Source organism: Ferranicluibacter rubi (assembly GCF_011603255.1).
In the GTDB taxonomy this organism is placed as follows: Bacteria; Pseudomonadota; Alphaproteobacteria; order Rhizobiales; family Rhizobiaceae; genus Ferranicluibacter; species Ferranicluibacter rubi.
The window spans coordinates 1-16,770 of the sequence record NZ_JAANCM010000020.1; the positions used below are offsets into that span (position 1 = coordinate 1).

Sequence of the window (16,770 nt, forward strand, 5' to 3'; positions counted from 1 at the left end):
GGTCATGCTGTCTCTCCCTTTTGATTTTTTTAAGTTCGACCCTGAGTGGCTGGTCCCGCCTGCTGGTTTCACGCTGGCAGAGCCTAAACAAAAAGTAAATCAGTGCCTTAAGAGGTTTAAACGATTTAGTTTTCTTAAATCGATTGTATTGCGCATTTTTTGTGACAACCGGGCGTCTGCGGACGCCGGTGGACAGGGGATCAGCGGATGGACAGGGCTGTATTCTTCGGCAACGTTCGCCGGACGCTTTTTGGCGGGCGGCTGACGAGCGGGCAGGTGGTGGGGATGAGCGCCATTCTCGAGCGGGCGCGGGCCGGGCCGGGTGGCCTCGCCGGGTTCTATGACAGGCGGTGGCTCGCCTATATGCTCGCGACCGTGCATCACGAAACCGGGCGAAAGATGCAGCCTGTGCGGGAGACGATGGCGGCGAGCGATGCGCAGGCGATCGCCCGGCTGGACAAGGCTTTTGCGGCCGGACAGCTGCCGACGGTGCGCACGCCCTATTGGCGGCGCGATGCCGAGGGCAAGTCGTGGCTCGGCCGCGGCCTGGTGCAACTGACGCACCGGCGCAATTACGAGAGAGTGTCGGGCCTTGTCGGGATCGACCTTGTTGCTGATCCCGCCCGCGCGATGGACGGCGCGACGGCCGTCGAGATCCTCTTTATCGGCATGGAAACGGGTGCCTTTACCGGGGTGTCGCTGGCGGATGTTTTCAGCGCCGGCCGGACCGACTGGGTGGGCGCGCGACGGATCATCAACGGGCGGGACCGCGCCGTCGATATCGCAGCGCAAGCCCGGGCCTATCATGCGGCGCTGAGCGCTGCGGGACTGCCCTCCATCAGAAGGATTTCCTTACCATGAAGATGCCGTTCGGTTTGAAAATGCCGGGGGTTTGGTGCGGGGACGCTGCACGAGGCGGCGGCGACCGATGCCGTGGACGCGGCGCTGCGCGACCATCAGGCCGGGCGCCGGCAATTGCGCTTCGCGCTGCCGCCGAATGCGCTCGGGCCGATGCCGGGGGATATCGTTACCGTGCCTGCAGGGCCGTCCGGGACGTTCGTCATCGAGCGGATCGACGATGGCGAGGTGCGGCGGGTGGAGGCACGCGGCATCGTCCTGGGCGGTGCCAGCCGTTTCGTGCCGCAGGCGCGGGTGGCCGCGAACGGCCACAGCGCCTCTGCCGCCTTCGCGCCGCTGGTGCACCTGATGGACCTGCCGCGCTACACGGACGGGGACGCGGCCAGTTTTGCGCGGGCGGCGGTGTTTGCGCGGCCCTGGACGTCGGTGACGCTGTCGGCCTCGCCGACGCGCGAGGGCTATGCGGCGCGGCTGTCGTTGGATCGCCCGGCGCGGACGGGGACGCTCGTCGCGGCGCTTGGCGTCGGCGTTTCCGGGCGGTTCGACCATGCGAATGCCGTAACGCTCGACCTGCATGCGGGGGAGCTGACGTCGATCAGCGATCTCGCGCTGTTTCAGGGTGAAAACCGGATGGCCGTGCTGTCGCGCAACGGCGCCTGGGAAATTCTCGGCTTCGGTCTGGCCGAGGAGATCGCGCCCGGACGCTGGCGGTTGTCCCGGCTGCTGCGCGGGCTTGCCGGATCGACCGATGCGCAGGGGGCGGGTGCGCAGGGCGGTGCCGCGATCGTGATCCTCGACGCGGCCGTGCAGCCGCTGGGCCTGACCGGTGCGGAAGCGGGCCAAGTGCTCAACTGGATCGTCGAGGCGCAGGGCATGCCGGCCGGTGCGGCGGAGACCTACAGCTTTGCCGGCGGTCTGCGCGCGGAAACGCCGCTCGCGCCGGTGCATCTGAGCGCGCAGCGGGATGCCGGGGGTAACCTGACGCTCCGGTGGATCCGCTGCGCGCGTGCCTCCGCCGACGCCTGGCTCGACGGGGAAACGCCGCTCGACGAACCTGTCGAGGCCTACCGTGTCGAGATCCTCTCGGGCACGCAGGTGGTGCGCGCAAGCGACACGACCACGAACGCTTTCGCCTATCCGCTGGCGCAGGAGATCGCGGATTTCGGGGCGCGGCAGAGCCAGGTGTCGGTGCGGGTGCGGCAGCGGGGGCAGGTCGTGGCGCTCGGGCTTCCGGGTGAGGCGCTGCTGGCCGTGTGAGACAGGTGGGGCCGATCGCAGCTGTGAATTGCAGGAAGACACGCCGGAAGCGGCCACCGGACGGCGGATCAGGGCTTGATCCGGAGCGGAGAAAGTGGCGTAAGTCGCGCATTCATTCGCCATTCAGGCAGGGACACCTAATACACACGCAACACCTCGGAAATGCGAAAGTGCGTTCATGCCGTCACCGCTGATCATCGCGATGCTCGCCGGAAGCCTGGCCGGAAGCCTGACGCTGCTTCCGCTGCCGACGGCCGCAGCGCCTTTCGGGGCCAGCCCCGCCGTGGGCGAGGTCGAAGCCCTGGAGGCAGCGCCCGTTTCCGGCGATTGCAGCTCGGCGGCCTCGCAAGTCGTCGAGGAAACTGGCGGCGACCTGCTGTCGGTGCAGATGACCTCGGACGGACAATGTGTGGTGACGGTGCTCATTCCCGGCAATGGCGGACGGCCGAAGAAGGTGACGATGCGGGTGCCGATGTAGATCGGACCTGAAACGGACGTGCCCCTTCCATCGGATGGCGGGGCGGGCACTGAACGCAATGCTGCCGGGCTTGCCCGGTAAGGTCCGTGACGACGGACAGACGGAGAGTGGTATCTGATGCGCATTCTGGTGGTCGAAGACGACGTGAACCTCAACCGGCAGCTGACCGACACGCTGAAGGAAGCCGGCTATGTCGTCGACCAGGCCTTCGACGGCGAGGAGGGGCACTATCTCGGCGAGGGCGAGCCCTACGACGCCATCATCCTCGACATCGGCCTGCCCGAAATGGACGGCATTACCGTGCTGGAGAAATGGCGTGGAGCCGGCCGGCGCATGCCGGTGCTGATCCTCACCGCCCGCGACCGCTGGAGCGACAAGGTCGCCGGCATCGACGCCGGCGCCGACGACTATGTGACGAAGCCGTTCCATGTCGAGGAAGTGCTCGCCCGTATCCGCGCGCTCATCCGCCGCGCGGCGGGCCATGCGACGTCCGAAATCGTCTGCGGCCCGGTGCGCTTGGACACCAAGGGCTCTAAGGCGACGGTCAACGGCATCGCGCTGAAGTTGACCTCGCACGAATTCCGGCTGCTCTCCTATCTGATGCACCATATGGGGCAGGTGGTGTCGCGCACCGAACTGGTCGAGCATATGTACGACCAGGATTTCGACCGGGACAGCAACACGATCGAGGTGTTCGTCGGGCGGCTGCGCAAGAAGATCGGCAACGACCTGATCGAGACCGTGCGCGGGCTCGGCTACCGGATGCAGGCGCCGGGTGTCGCGGAAAATGGCATGGCGGAAAAGTCTTGAGGCGGCCCGTGGAAAGCCGGCGCGGCTGATGCTGCGGCTGCAATCGCTCACGGCCCGCGTTCTCCTCGTCTCCACCATCTGGGCGGCGGCGGCCCTCGTGGTGATCGGCGTCGTCATCTCGACGCTCTACCGGCAGGGGTCGGAGCGCGGCTTTCAGGATCTTCTGCGGGCGCAGCTCTACAACGTCATCAACTCGATTGTCGTCAACGACAAGGGCGTGCTGGCGGGCAGCCCGCAGCTGGGCGACCTGCGGTTTTCGCAGCCGCAGACGGGCTGGTACTGGATCGTCGAGCCGATCGGCGAATTCAACACGCCGCCGCTGGTCTCGACCTCGCTCGGCTCCGGCAAGCTACCGATCGTTAGTGTCGACGACGTGCCGTTCGACATTCGCTACGAGCGTTTCTATACGACGCTCGACAGCTTCGGCAACGAGGTGGAGGTGGCCGAGACCGAAGTGGTGCTCGACATTCAGGGCCGCACCGCAAGGTTCCGCATTGCCGGCAACCGCGACGTGCTCGAAGCCGATATCAACGATTTCAACCGCAATCTCTATCTGGCGTTGGCGATCTTCGGCTTCGGCGGGCTGGGCATGAACGCGCTCGCCATCCTCTTCGGCCTGCGCCCGCTGGATCAGGCGCGGCGGTCGCTTGAAAAGATCCGGGCCGGCGAGAGCGAGCGGCTGGACGGGGTGTTTCCGCGCGAGATCCAGCCCTTAGCGAGCGAGGTCAATGCGCTGATCGACAGCAACCGGCGCATCATCGAGCGGGCGCGCATGCAGGTGGGCAACCTCGCGCATTCGCTGAAGACGCCGCTGGCCGTGCTGATCAACGAGGCGCGCGTGCTGGAGGCGCCGCATGGCGAGCTCGTGCGCAGCCAGGCCGACGCCATGCAGGTGCAGGTGCAATCCTACCTCAACCGGGCGCGCATCGCTGCGCAGCGCGAATCCGTGCTGGCGCGCACCGAGGTGGAGCAGGCCCTGGAGCGGCTGGTGCGCGTGATGCGCCGTCTGCATTCGGAAAAGACGTTTCTCCTGACGATCTCGCCGCCCAACCTCGTGCTGGCGATGGAGCAGCAGGACGTGGAGGAGACCGTCGGCAACCTGCTCGACAATGCCGCGCGCTATGCGCTCGGCGAAGTCCGGATTACGGCGCATCTCTCGGGCGAAGGCGTGCAGGGGCTCGACCCCGGACGGCGCGCCTGGATCACGGTGGATGTGGAGGACGACGGGCCGGGCATCGAGCCCGCACAGATCGCCATGGCGATGAAGCGCGGGCGGCGGCTGGACGAGAGCAAGCCGGGCACCGGCCTCGGCCTTTCGATCGTGCGGGAGATCGCCGGCGAGTATCACGGCACGTTGGCCATGGACCGCGCCGAGATCGGCGGCCTGAGAGCGACGCTGGTGCTGCCGGCCGCTTCGTGACGGGCGGCACGCGCTGCGGCGTGCTTTTTCGACACGGGTCGGCGGGAAATGAACGGATGTCGTTGCTTATTTCGCGATGAGCTGTTGCCCGCATTTTGCGGCAATGCAAAATAAGCCCATCAACGCTTCCTGATGAAACCCGGATCCGCTTCGCGCATGACAGACAGACACCGTTTTCCCCGCATGATCAGGCTCGCAACCACGGGACTTCTCGTCGCGCTGGGCGTTGCGAGCGGCTGTGCCTCCAAGTCTGCCGGGCCGACGACGGCGGCACTCGGCGGCGTGGCGACGCGGGGTGGTGCATCGTCCTCCTTTATCGCGGCGCTGGGTAACGGCATCATCGGGCAGAACGCCAATGTGAAGCTTTCGGGTGCGGATCGTCAGCGGGCGCTGGAAGCGGAATATCGCGCTCTCGAGGCCGCACCGGGCGGCCAGCCGGTCGTCTGGCAGGGCAGTGGCATGCGCGGCTCGGTCGTCGCGGCGGCGCCCTATCAGGTGGGCTCGCAGAACTGCCGGCAGTACAGCCATACGGTGACCGCTGGCACCGCCGACAATGTCGCGCGCGGCGTCGCCTGCCGCAACGCCAACGGCACCTGGACGCCGCTGACCTGACGTCGGCTTTCGTGGCCGGCAAGACAGCGGTCGGCATCGTCGTCCAGCCGATGCCTCAATTTTCCGTCATGCCCGCTTTGCCGATTGGAACACGACTGTCCGCATAGTATGGCTGCGAGGTGGGTCTGATCCGTCTGCCGCCGTGGCATCAGGAAGGGCTCGATGATGGAGCGTCCTGTCGGGCGCGCTGTGAGGGCTTGAAAGACTGGACATGCTGTTCTGGATCATCGTTGCCGTGATGACGGCCACCGTCTCGGCGCTGCTGCTTCTGCCGCTGTTGCGGGCAGGTGGGCCAAGCACTGTCGCCGGACAGCATGACGCCGAAGTCTATCGCGACCAATTGGAAGAACTGAAACTGGATGCGCGGAACGGGCTGATTGCGCCCGAAGAGGCCGAGCTTGCCCGCGCCGAGATCGCCCGGCGGCTGCTCGCCGCCAGCGCCACGGCGGATAAGCACAGGGTGCCGAACGGGGCGTCTTCGGCCGGCAGGGCCAACCGGCTGGCGCAGGCGGCTGTCATCGTCGTGCTGCCTGTGGTCGGGCTCTGTCTTTACTTGACGACCGGCAGCCCGGAGCTGCCAGATGCGCCGCTGGCCGCGCGTCTCGCCGACCCCGGCGACGACATCGAACTCCTCATCGCGCAGGCTGAGAAGCAACTGGCCGCCAATCCGGAAGACGGTGCCGGATACGACGTGCTGGCGCCGATCTACTATCGCAGCGGCCGCTTCGACGATGCCATCTCCGCGTTCTCCAATGCGATCCGCCTCAACGGCCCATCGCCGCAGCGGCTCGGCGGCTATGCCGAAAGCCTGATCGCGCGGTCCGGTGGCCTGGTGGCAGCTGAGGCGCGCAAGGCGCTGGAGCAATCGCTGGCGCTGCAGCCGCGCGATCCACGCGCGCGTTTCTACCTCGCGCTGGGGCTGGAGCAGGACGGCAAGGCTGTGGAGGCGCTGACGGCGTTTCGCGAGATCGTCAAGACATCGCCGGCCGGCGCGCCCTGGCTGCCGCTCGTCAACGAGCATATCGCGGCGCTGGCGCCGGCCGATGCCGCACCCGCAGCCGGCGAGGCCAAGCTCGGCGGGCCGGACGCAGCGGCGATCGCCAATGCCGAAGCCATGAGCACGGACGACCGACGACAGATGATCGAGGGCATGGTGTCGAGCCTTGCCGCCAAGCTGAAGGACGACCCCGCCAACCTCGAGGGCTGGCAGCGGATCATCCGCTCCTATGCGGTGCTGGGCGAGACCGTCAAGGCCGAAGGCGCGCTGCGCGAGGGGCTTGCGGCCTTTCCGCGCTCGGGAGACGGCGGCCGGCAGTTGCTGGCGCTGGCGGCGGAACTCGGCATCGACACGGGGAGAGCGCCATGACGCGTAAGCAGAAGCGGCTGACGCTGATTGCCGGCGGCGTCGGATTCCTGACCATGGCCGTGCTGCTCGTGCTCTTCGCCTTCAGTCAGGCGGTGGCCTATTTCTATGTTCCCGGCGATCTGGAAAAGGCGCATGTTGCGCCGGGCACGCGCATCCGGCTGGGCGGGCTGGTTGCGGCGGGCTCCGTGGAGCGGAGCGCGGGCACGACGGTGACCTTTACCGTGACGGATACGCTGGCCAAGGTGCCGGTGACCTATACCGGCATGCTGCCCGACCTGTTTCGCGAGGGGCAGGGCGTGGTGGCGGAAGGCGCGATGAACGAGGCCGGCGTGTTCGTGGCCGATACGGTGCTGGCCAAGCACGACGAGACCTATATGCCGAAGGACGTGGCCGACCGGCTGAAGGCGCAGGGTGTCTCGCTCGGCGGGCAGGAGACGATCCGATGATGGTGGAACTCGGACATTACGCGCTGGTGCTGGCGCTGGCGACCAGCCTGCTGCAGGCCGCGCTGCCGTCGATCGGCGCGTTTCGGCGCGACGTCGGCCTGATGGCCAGCGGAACCTCGGCCGCCTATGCGACCTTCATTCTCGTCGCGCTGTCGTTCGCGGCGCTGACGCATGCGCATGTAACATCCGATTTCTCGGTCGAGAACGTCTGGGCCAATTCGCATTCGGCGATCCCGCTGATCTATAAATTTTCGGGCGTCTGGGGTAATCACGAGGGCTCGATGCTCCTGTGGATGCTGATCCTCACCTTCTTCTCCGCGCTCGTCGCCTTCTTCGGCGGCAATCTTCCCGACACCCTCAAGGCGCATGTCCTCTCCATTCAGGCGCTGATCGCCACCGCCTTCGCGCTCTTCGTGCTTTTGACCTCCAACCCGTTCGCGCGGCTGGTGCCGGCGCCCGGCGAGGGGCAGGACCTGAACCCTGTGCTTCAGGATATCGGGCTCGCGATCCATCCGCCGCTGCTCTATCTCGGCTATGTCGGCTTCTCCGTCTGCTTCTCCTTCGCCGTGGCCGCGCTGATCGAGGGACGGCTGGACGCGGCCTGGGCGCGCTGGGTGCGGCCCTGGACGCTGGCCGCCTGGAGCTTCCTGACGGCCGGCATCGCCATGGGTTCCTACTGGGCCTATTACGAACTCGGCTGGGGCGGCTGGTGGTTCTGGGATCCGGTCGAGAATGCCTCCTTCATGCCCTGGCTTGCCGGGACGGCGCTGCTGCACTCCGCGCTGGTGATGGAAAAGCGCGAGGCGCTGAAGATCTGGACGGTGCTGCTGGCGCTGATGACCTTCTCGCTGTCGCTGCTCGGCACCTTTCTCGTCCGCTCCGGCGTGCTGACCTCGGTGCATGCCTTTGCGACCGATCCGCGGCGCGGCATCTTCATTCTCGTCATCCTCATTCTCTTCATCGGCGGCGCGCTGACGCTGTTTGCGATCCGTGCCGCGCGGCTGAAGGCGGGCGGGCTGTTCGCGCCGATCTCGCGCGAGGGCGCGCTGGTCTTCAACAATCTCATCCTGACGACGGCGGCCGCGACCGTGCTGACCGGCACGCTCTATCCGCTGGCGCTGGAGGCCCTGACCGGCGACAAGATCTCGGTCGGCCCGCCCTTCTTCAACATGACCTTCGGCCTTCTGATGCTGCCGCTACTGTTTGCCGTGCCCTTCGGCCCGTTGCTCGCCTGGAAGCGGGGCGATGTACTGGCGGCCGGCCAGCGGCTGTTTGCGGCCGTCGCCTTCGGTCTCTTGGTCGGCGCCGGCGTCGCTTATGCGCAGGACGGTGGTCCGGTTCTGGCGCTGCTCGGCATCGCGCTCGGCGCCTATATGATCGGCGGCGCGGTGACGGATCTCGTGCTCCGCTCAGGCCTCGGCAAGGTGCCGCTCGGCACCGCTTGGCGGCGGCTCTCCGGCCTTCCGCGCTCGAGCTTCGGCACGGCACTCGCCCATGCAGGCGTCGGCGTGACGGTCATCGGCATCGTCGCCGTGACGGCGTTCCAGAGCGAGCATATCCTGGCGATGACGCCGGGGCAGTCGACGGAGGCGGGGGGATACGCACTGCGCTTCGACGGCGTGAAGGCGGCCCAGGGACCCAACTATACCGAGGAACGCGGGCACTTCACCATCAGCCGCGCCGGCATCGTCGTCGCCGACGTCTGGTCGGCCCGCCGCCTGTACACCGCGCGGCGCATGCCGACGACGGAGGCCGGCATCCTCACCTTCGGGATGAGCCAGCTCTACGTTTCCCTCGGCGACGACCAGCCGAACGGCGGCGTCGTGGTGCGCATCTGGTGGAAGCCGCTGATCCTCTGCATCTGGGGCGGCACCATCCTGATGATGCTCGGCGGTGCGGTGTCGCTCAGCGACCGTCGCCTGCGCATCGGCGCGCCTTCGCGGGCGCGAAAGCCGGTCCGCGGACTGCCCGAGGCCGCGGAATGACGATGGCTCGACGGGCGCGCAAGGGCCTGCAGATGGCGGCGACGATGCTCGTCGCCCTGATGCTCGGGCTTCTAACGCTCGGGCCGGCACGCGCGGTCAACCCGGACGAGGTGCTGCCCGATCCGGCGCTGGAGGCGCGGGCGCGCGCCCTTTCGGCCGAGCTGCGCTGCATGGTCTGCCAGAACCAGTCGATCGACGACAGCAATGCGGAGCTCGCCAAGGACCTGCGGCTGATCGTGCGCGAGCGGCTCGCACGCGGAGACACCGACACCGCCGTGATCGACTATGTCGTCTCGCGCTACGGCGAATTCGTGCTGCTGAAGCCGCGCTTCGAGGGCAAGACCCTGATCCTCTGGGGAACGCCGGTCCTACTGCTGGTTGCCGGTGGCGCGGCGATGCTGCTCGCCGCCCGTGGCCGCCGGCCGTCGCGGGTGGTGGGGGTGCCGCTGTCTACGGAGGAAGAGGCGCGGCTGCGGTCCGTGCTCGACGACTGAGTGCGTTTTTCTCAACATTACCAAATGTTCATGCCCCAGACATTCCCTCGTAAGGTGGGGGAGCCTATCTCTGTCGTCATCGGTTGTTTCCCTCCAGTCACAGCCAGAGCAGAGAAGAAAAGGCACATCAGGATGACAACGACACGTTCTTTCCGTCCCTCCCTCAAGACCGTCCTGAAGACGTCCGGCGTCGCGGGTCTGGCCGCCGTCATGCTCTCGACGGGCATCCCGGCCGCTATCACCAGTTCCTTTGCAGAGCCCGTCCGTATCACGGCGCCGCAGCAGGTTCCGAGCTTTGCCAATGTGGTCGATGCCGTCTCCCCGGCCGTCGTGTCCGTTCGCGTGCAGAGCCGCGCCAATCCCGTTTCCGAGGATGCCTCGAACGGCTTCTCGTTCGATTTCGGCGGTCGCGGTTTCGACGATCTTCCCGAGGATCACCCGCTGAAGCGTCTGTTCCGCGAATTCGGCGGCCCGAACGGCGGTCCGCAGCATGGGCCGAACGGCCCGCGCGCCGAACGCGGCCCGCACGGCAAGGGCGGCGAAGGTCGTCTTCGTCCGACCTCGCAGGGCTCCGGCTTCTTCATCACCGAAGACGGCTATCTCGTCACCAACAATCACGTCGTCAGCGACGGCTCGGCCTTCACGGTCGTGCTGAACGATGGCACCGAGCTGGATGCCAAGCTGGTCGGCAAGGACAGCCGCACCGACCTCGCCGTGCTGAAGGTCGATGACAAGCGCAAGTTCACCTATGTGGGCTTTGCCGACGACAGCAAGGTGCGTGTCGGCGACTGGGTCGTGGCGGTCGGCAATCCGTTCGGCCTTGGCGGCACGGTGACCTCCGGCATCGTTTCGGCCCGCGGTCGCGACATCGGCTCCGGCCCTTATGACGACTATCTGCAGGTGGATGCGGCGGTGAACCGGGGCAACTCGGGTGGTCCGACCTTCAACCTCGAAGGCCAGGTCGTCGGCATCAACACCGCGATCTTCTCGCCCTCGGGCGGCAATGTCGGCATTGCCTTCGCCATTCCCGCCTCGGTGGCGAAAGATGTGGTCGAGGACCTGATGAAGGACGGCAGCGTTTCGCGCGGCTGGCTCGGCGTGCAGATCCAGCCCGTCAACAAGGACATCGCCGACAGTCTCGGCCTTGCGGAGGCCAGCGGTGCGCTGGTGGTCGAGCCGCAGCCGGGTTCCCCGGGCGAAAAAGCCGGCATCAAGAAGGGCGATGTCGTGACCGCGGTCGATGGCGAGCCGATCAAGGGACCGCGCGAGCTGGCCCGCAAGATCGGTGCGATGAAGCCGGGGAGCTCGGTCGATGTCTCGCTGTGGCGTGACGGCAAGTCGCAGAGCGTCAAGCTGGTCATCGGCACCCTGCCGGACGACAAACAGGAAGCGGCGGCTGAAACGACCCAGCCGGACGAGCCTGCGCAGCCCGCAAGCGAAAAGGCATTGGCGGATCTCGGCGTGACGGTGGCACCTTCCGAGGATGGACAGGGCGTGACGATCTCGCAGGTCGATCCGGACAGCGATGCGAGCGATCGCGGCCTGAAGCAGGGCGAGAAAATCGTCTCGGTCAACAATCAGGAAGTGAAGTCTGCCGACGACATCCTGAAAGTGATCAGCCAGGCCAAGAAGGACGGCCGCACCAAGGCGCTTTTCCAGATCCAAGCCGACAATGCCAGCCGCTTCATCGCGCTGCCGATCGACCAGGGTTGATCCTGCCTCGATAGAATGGCGCGCCGCGAAATCGACGAGGTTTCGCGGCGTTGCCGTTTCTGGAGCATTTCCAGGCGAAGCGGGATCGCTTTGCCGCGGGATAATGCGGCTCTGGAGACGGGATGTTTTCAAGGAAACACTGTGAAAGTGACGGGACCGGCAGTATGGTCAGCCACATGAAGATATTGATTGTCGAGGACGACCTCGAGGCCGCAGCCTATCTCTCCAAGGCGTTCCGCGAGGCGGGCATCGTCAGCGATCACGCCAGCGACGGCGAGAGCGGCTTGTTCATGGCGAGCGAGAACAGCTACGACGCTCTGGTGATCGACCGCATGCTGCCGCGCCGCGACGGCCTCTCCGTCATCACCGAACTGCGCGCCCGCGGCATTCACACGCCGGTTCTCATTCTCTCCGCGCTCGGCCAGGTGGACGACCGGGTAACGGGCCTGCGGGCGGGCGGCGACGACTATCTGCCGAAGCCCTATGCCTTCAACGAGCTTCTGGCTCGCATCGAGGTCCTCGGCCGGCGCAAGGGCGCGCCGGAACAGGACATGGTCTACCGGGTCGGCGATCTCGAGCTCGACCGGCTGTCGCACACCGTCAAGCGGCAGGGGCGGGAGCTGCTGTTGCAGCCGCGCGAATTCCGGCTGCTCGAATATCTGATGAAGAATGCGGGGCAGGTGGTGACGCGCACCATGCTGCTCGAAAACGTGTGGGACTATCATTTCGATCCGCAGACCAACGTCATCGACGTGCATGTGTCACGGCTGCGCGCCAAGATCGAGAAGGACTTCGACCAGCCGCTGCTGCGTACTGTTCGCGGTGCCGGCTACATGATCAAGGATGAACCCAAGGTCGAGGGGCGCGCCGAGGCATGAGCCGCGTCGGCATTCTGATGCGCACGACGGCCGTGCGGCTGTCGGCGCTGTATCTCGTGCTGTTCTCGCTCTGCGCCGCCTTCCTCGTCTTCTACGTCACCGGAATGTCGCAGCGGCTGCTCGACCAGCAGACCAAGGATGCGGTGAGCGTCGAGGTCTCGCAGATCGAGGCGATCTACGGGCGGGCCGGCATCAACGGGCTGCTGCGGACGCTGGAGCGCCGCGCGCGCCAGCCGGGTGCCGCGCTCTACGTGATTGCCGGACCGACCGGCGAGATCTTCGCGGGCAACGTCGCCTCCCTGCAGCCGGGCCTGCTCGCCAAGGAGGGCTGGACCGACGAGGCCTTTGCCTATCAGCGCTATACCGACGAAAACGGCAAGGACCGCCATGTGGCGCTGGCCCATGTCCTCTTTCTAGACAACGGCCTGCGCGTGCTGGTTGGCCGCGACCTGCAGGAGCCGGAGAAATTTCGCGTTCTCGTCCGCCAGGCGCTGATGGTCGCGCTCGGCGTCATGGGCATCGGCGCGCTGATCATCTGGTTTGCCATCGGCCGTAATGCGCTGAAGCGCATCGACCGCATGTCGGATGCCAGCACGCGCATCATGGCCGGGGACCTTTCGCAGCGCCTGCCGATGAGCGGCTCCGGCGACGAGTTCGACCGGCTGTCGGAATCTCTGAATGCGATGCTCGGCCGTATCGAGAAGCTGAACGAGGGCCTGCGGCAGGTCTCCGACAACATCGCCCACGACCTGAAGACGCCGCTGACGCGTCTGCGGAACAAGGCGGAAGCGGCTCTGTCTCATAATACCTCCATCGACGGCTATCGCGGCTCGATGGACGAGATCATCAACGAGTCCGACCAGTTGATCCGCACGTTCAACGCGCTGCTGATGATCTCGCGCGTCGAGGCCGGCTCGTCGGCTGCCGAGATGAGCGACGTCGATCTGTCGCAAAGCGTGGCCGATTGCGTCGAGCTCTACGAGCCGCTGGCGGACGAGCACGCGCTGGCGCTGGAAGCCGAGGTCGAACCGGGCATCTCGATCACCGGCAACCGCGAGCTGATCGGGCAGGCGCTCGGCAATCTCATCGACAATGCCATCAAATATTCCGAGGGTGCCGCTGACCCGCGCATTCTCGTCCGGTTGGTTCGGCGCGATGGCGCGGCCGTCGTGTCGGTTGCGGATTTCGGCCCCGGCGTTCCCGACGACAAGCGGGAGGTGGTGGTGCAGCGGTTCGTGCGGCTCGACCAGAGCCGGTCGAAGCCGGGGACGGGGCTCGGCCTGTCGCTGGTGGAAGCCGTCATGGAGCTGCATCATGGCAGCCTTTCACTCGGCAGCACCTTGCCCGAGGCGGACGGCGCGAAGGGTTTGACGACGGAGATGGTTTTCCCGCAAGGTCAGAGCTGACACTTTCCCTGACGCATGTTGGTCTCCCGAAACCGTTACACACATCCCGGCGACATGCTGTAAGAGACGTTGGAAAACGTCGTGATCGGGAGGTTTCATGACCGGGCAGGAGCAGCCGACGCGGCTGGCGGCGCTGGCGACATGCGCGCTGAAGCCGTTGAGCCAGAGCGAGGCGCGGAGCGTCAATGCCGATCTGAAGGCGATGGCGAAGGCCGAACCATTGCTTCAACCGCTGCTGGAGGGGGCGCCTGCGCTGCGCGACTTCCTCGTTGCGGCTTTCTCTCTGTCTCCCTATCTGCGCGATATCGCGGTTGCCCACCCGGCGCTGCTCCTGAGAGTGGTGACAGAGCCTCTCGGTTCTCTTCTCGACGAAACCATCGGGCAGGCGCGTGAAAGCTGGCGGGGGCTCGACGTGACAGACGGCGTGCTCATGGAGCGTCTGCGCCAGGCCAAGCGAACAGCGGCGTTCGCGCTTGCGCTGCACGATCTGGCGCGGCTGACGGAGGCGCGTGACAGTGCCCGGCTGCTCAGCCTGTTTGCGGCGGCTGCCACCTCCGCCACGATCGACCATCTGCTTCTCGGCGCGCATCGGCAGGTCAAGATCCGGCTTGGCGATGAAGACCGGCCAAGTGCAGGCTCGGGCGTCATCGTTCTCGGCATGGGCAAGCTCGGTGCCGACGAGCTGAACTACTCCTCCGATATCGACCTCGTGGTCTTCTACGAACCGGAGGCGCTTGGTTTCGCCGATATCCTCGACGCCTCCGACATCTTCGCGCGGCTGCTGCGCCGGCTCGTGCGGATCCTGCAGGAGCGCACGGGCGACGGCTATGTCTTCCGCACGGACCTGCGCCTGCGGCCCGATCCCGGCGCGACGCCGCTTGCCATTCCGGTCGAGGCGGCATTGATCTACTACGAGGGACGCGGGCAGAACTGGGAGCGGGCGGCCTATATCAAGGCGCGCCCCGTTGCGGGCGATCTGGAGGCCGGCGAGCGGTTTCTGAAGGCGCTTCGTCCCTTCGTCTTCCGGAAATATCTCGATTATGCGGCAATTGCGGACATCCACTCGATCAAACGGCAGATCCACGCGCATAAGGGGCATGGCGAGATCGCGGTGAAGGGGCACAACGTCAAGCTCGGCCGCGGCGGCATTCGCGAGATCGAGTTCTTCGTGCAGACCCAGCAGCTGATCGCAGGCGGCCGTGCCGCGGCCTTGCGCGGACGCGAGACGGAGGCGATGCTGGCCGCGCTGGCAGAGGCCGGCTGGATCGACGCGGGGACGCGAGACGAGCTGACGGAGGCCTACTGGTTCCTGCGCGATATCGAGCACCGGATTCAGATGGTGCGCGACGAGCAGAGCCACACGCTGCCGACCACGGAAGCGGAACTGAAGCGCATCGCGCTGATGGCGGGATTTTCCGACACCAAGACTTTCGCCGAGGCGCTTTCGCGCGTCATGCGCACGGTGGAGCGGCGCTATGTGCAGCTGTTCGAGCGCGAGGCCGAGCTTTCCTCGGAGCTGGGCAACCTCGTCTTCACCGGCCAGAAGGACGATCCCGACACGCTGGAGACCATTCACGGCCTCGGCTTCGAGCGGCCGCAGGACATCGCCCGCGTGATGCGCACCTGGCACAATGGCCGCTACCGGGCGACCCAGTCCGTCGAGGCGCGCGAGCGGCTGACGGAGCTGACGCCGCGGCTGTTGAAGGTGTTCGGCGAGAGCCGGCGGGCGGACGAGGCGCTGCTGCGGTTCGATGCCTTTTTGTCCAAGCTGCCGGCCGGCATCCAGCTCTTCTCGCTGCTCGGCAACAATCCGGCCCTTCTCTCCCTGATCGTCACCATCATGTCGGCCGCCCCCCGGCTTGCCGATATCATCGCGGGCAAGCCGCATGTCTTCGACGGCATGCTGGACCGGCGCGTACTCGACGAGATGCCGGAGCGGGCGGACCTTGCGCACCGGCTGGATGACTTCCTCTCGACGGCCCGCCACTACGAGGACCGGCTCGACCGCCTGCGGATCTTTGCGTCCGAGCAGCGCTTCCTCATCGGCATCCGGCTCCTGACCGGTGTCATCGATGGCCCGGCGACCGGCCGCGCGCTGACCGATCTCGCCGAGATACTGGTTGCCGCGACCTTCAAGGCCGTGCGCCTGGAGATTGCCGAGGCGCATGGGCAGATCGCCGGCAGCAGCGCGACGCTGGTTGCGATGGGAAAGGCCGGCAGCCGGGAGCTGACGGCAGGCTCCGACATCGACCTGATTCTCATCTACGATCATGATGGCGACGCGGCGGATTCCGACGGTCCTCGCCCGCTCGACGCCGCCCGCTACCATGCCCGCCTGACGCAAAGGCTGATCGCCGCTTTGTCCGCGCCGACGGCCGAGGGCGTGCTTTACGAGGTCGACATGCGGCTGCGCCCTTCGGGCAACAAGGGGCCCGTGGCCACGCGGTTGCCGGCCTTCGTCAAGTATCAGCGCGAGGAGGCCTGGACCTGGGAGCACATGGCCCTGACCCGCGCCCGCCCGATCGCGGGTGACGGGGACATGATGCAGGCGACGGCGGATGCGATCCAGGCGATCATCGCGGAGCCGGGTGATGCGACGGTGCTGCGGAAAGACGTGCGCGAGATGCGCGCGCTGGTGGAGGCGGAAAAGCCGCCGGAAAATGGTTGGGATTTCAAGCTGATCCCGGGCGGCCTCGTGGATATCGAGTTCTCGGCGCAGCTGATGTTTCTGCTGGCCTCTGCGGAGGGGAAGACCCTGCCGGCCTGCGGCCTGCCGACGGCGGGTGTGCTGGAGGATCTGGGCCCGCGCTTCCTGTCGGATGCGGACCTCACGCTGATGACGCGGGCGCTGGCCTTGATGACCGATCTCTCGCAGATCATTCGCCTCTGCATCGACAGCCCGTTCGATCCGAAGCAAGCTCCGGCCGGCCTGATCGAGCGGCTCTGCCGGGCAGGCGATGCGCCCGATATCAAGGTGCTGGAAGCCGAACTGCGGCGGCTGACAAAGGCCGTGCGCCGCATATTCCTCGCACTCGTTTCCGACTGAC

The 16,770-nt window shown here is 66.5% G+C and carries 15 protein-coding genes; all 15 read left to right on the forward strand.

Going from position 1 to position 16,770, the window contains the following annotated elements; translation table 11 throughout:
- On the forward strand, nucleotides 1-265 hold a 265-nt coding region (locus tag G8E10_RS26180; RefSeq protein ID WP_281517790.1), incomplete at its 5' end, for a hypothetical protein.
- Nucleotides 208-861: a lysozyme family protein gene (locus tag G8E10_RS24110; protein ID WP_167130977.1), complete on the forward strand. Its 654-nt coding sequence runs from the start codon at nucleotides 208-210 to the stop codon at nucleotides 859-861. The genes G8E10_RS26180 and G8E10_RS24110, both read left to right, overlap by 58 nt.
- A gap of 45 nt (nucleotides 862-906) precedes the next feature.
- Nucleotides 907-2,115: a GTA baseplate fiber-binding domain-containing protein gene (locus tag G8E10_RS24115; RefSeq protein ID WP_281517794.1), complete on the forward strand. Its 1,209-nt coding sequence runs from the start codon at nucleotides 907-909 to the stop codon at nucleotides 2,113-2,115.
- Between the two features lie 202 nt (nucleotides 2,116-2,317).
- Entirely contained in the window at nucleotides 2,318-2,593 is a 276-nt protein-coding gene (locus tag G8E10_RS24120) for a hypothetical protein (RefSeq protein WP_425530876.1), read from the forward strand.
- A 117-nt stretch (nucleotides 2,594-2,710) separates the two neighbouring features.
- Nucleotides 2,711-3,403 carry a response regulator transcription factor gene (locus tag G8E10_RS24125; protein WP_110799759.1) on the forward strand — a complete coding sequence of 231 codons (693 nt, stop codon included), beginning with the start codon at nucleotides 2,711-2,713 and terminating at the stop codon, nucleotides 3,401-3,403.
- Nucleotides 3,404-3,434: 31 nt separating this feature from the next.
- A complete protein-coding gene (locus tag G8E10_RS24130; protein ID WP_110800095.1) occupies nucleotides 3,435-4,823 on the forward strand; it encodes an ATP-binding protein in 1,389 nt (462 codons plus the stop codon).
- Between the two features lie 156 nt (nucleotides 4,824-4,979).
- Nucleotides 4,980-5,435, forward strand: coding sequence for a hypothetical protein (locus G8E10_RS24135; RefSeq protein WP_245507080.1), 456 nt, complete (start codon nucleotides 4,980-4,982; stop codon nucleotides 5,433-5,435).
- A 211-nt stretch (nucleotides 5,436-5,646) separates the two neighbouring features.
- Entirely contained in the window at nucleotides 5,647-6,801 is a 1,155-nt protein-coding gene (gene ccmI / locus G8E10_RS24140; RefSeq protein ID WP_167130979.1) for a c-type cytochrome biogenesis protein CcmI, read from the forward strand.
- The gene (gene ccmE, locus G8E10_RS24145) at nucleotides 6,798-7,247 is read left to right on the forward strand and encodes a cytochrome c maturation protein CcmE (protein ID WP_110726564.1); all 450 of its coding nucleotides are present in this window, start codon (nucleotides 6,798-6,800) and stop codon (nucleotides 7,245-7,247) included. Before ccmI ends, ccmE begins: the two co-directional genes overlap by 4 nt.
- Nucleotides 7,244-9,232, forward strand: coding sequence for a heme lyase CcmF/NrfE family subunit (locus G8E10_RS24150; protein ID WP_167130980.1), 1,989 nt, complete (start codon nucleotides 7,244-7,246; stop codon nucleotides 9,230-9,232). The genes ccmE and G8E10_RS24150 overlap by 4 nt, the downstream gene beginning before the upstream one ends.
- A gap of 2 nt (nucleotides 9,233-9,234) precedes the next feature.
- A complete protein-coding gene (locus G8E10_RS24155; RefSeq protein ID WP_425530877.1) occupies nucleotides 9,235-9,726 on the forward strand; it encodes a cytochrome c-type biogenesis protein in 492 nt (163 codons plus the stop codon).
- Nucleotides 9,727-9,858: 132 nt separating this feature from the next.
- A complete protein-coding gene (locus G8E10_RS24160; RefSeq protein WP_167130981.1) occupies nucleotides 9,859-11,439 on the forward strand; it encodes a Do family serine endopeptidase in 1,581 nt (526 codons plus the stop codon).
- A 164-nt stretch (nucleotides 11,440-11,603) separates the two neighbouring features.
- A complete protein-coding gene (locus tag G8E10_RS24165; protein WP_110799752.1) occupies nucleotides 11,604-12,317 on the forward strand; it encodes a response regulator transcription factor in 714 nt (237 codons plus the stop codon).
- A complete protein-coding gene (locus G8E10_RS24170; protein WP_167130982.1) occupies nucleotides 12,314-13,723 on the forward strand; it encodes a sensor histidine kinase in 1,410 nt (469 codons plus the stop codon). The genes G8E10_RS24165 and G8E10_RS24170 overlap by 4 nt, the downstream gene beginning before the upstream one ends.
- A 97-nt stretch (nucleotides 13,724-13,820) precedes the next feature.
- A complete protein-coding gene (locus tag G8E10_RS24175) occupies nucleotides 13,821-16,769 on the forward strand; it encodes a bifunctional [glutamine synthetase] adenylyltransferase/[glutamine synthetase]-adenylyl-L-tyrosine phosphorylase (RefSeq protein ID WP_167130983.1) in 2,949 nt (982 codons plus the stop codon).
- Nucleotide 16,770: the final 1 nt, after the last annotated feature.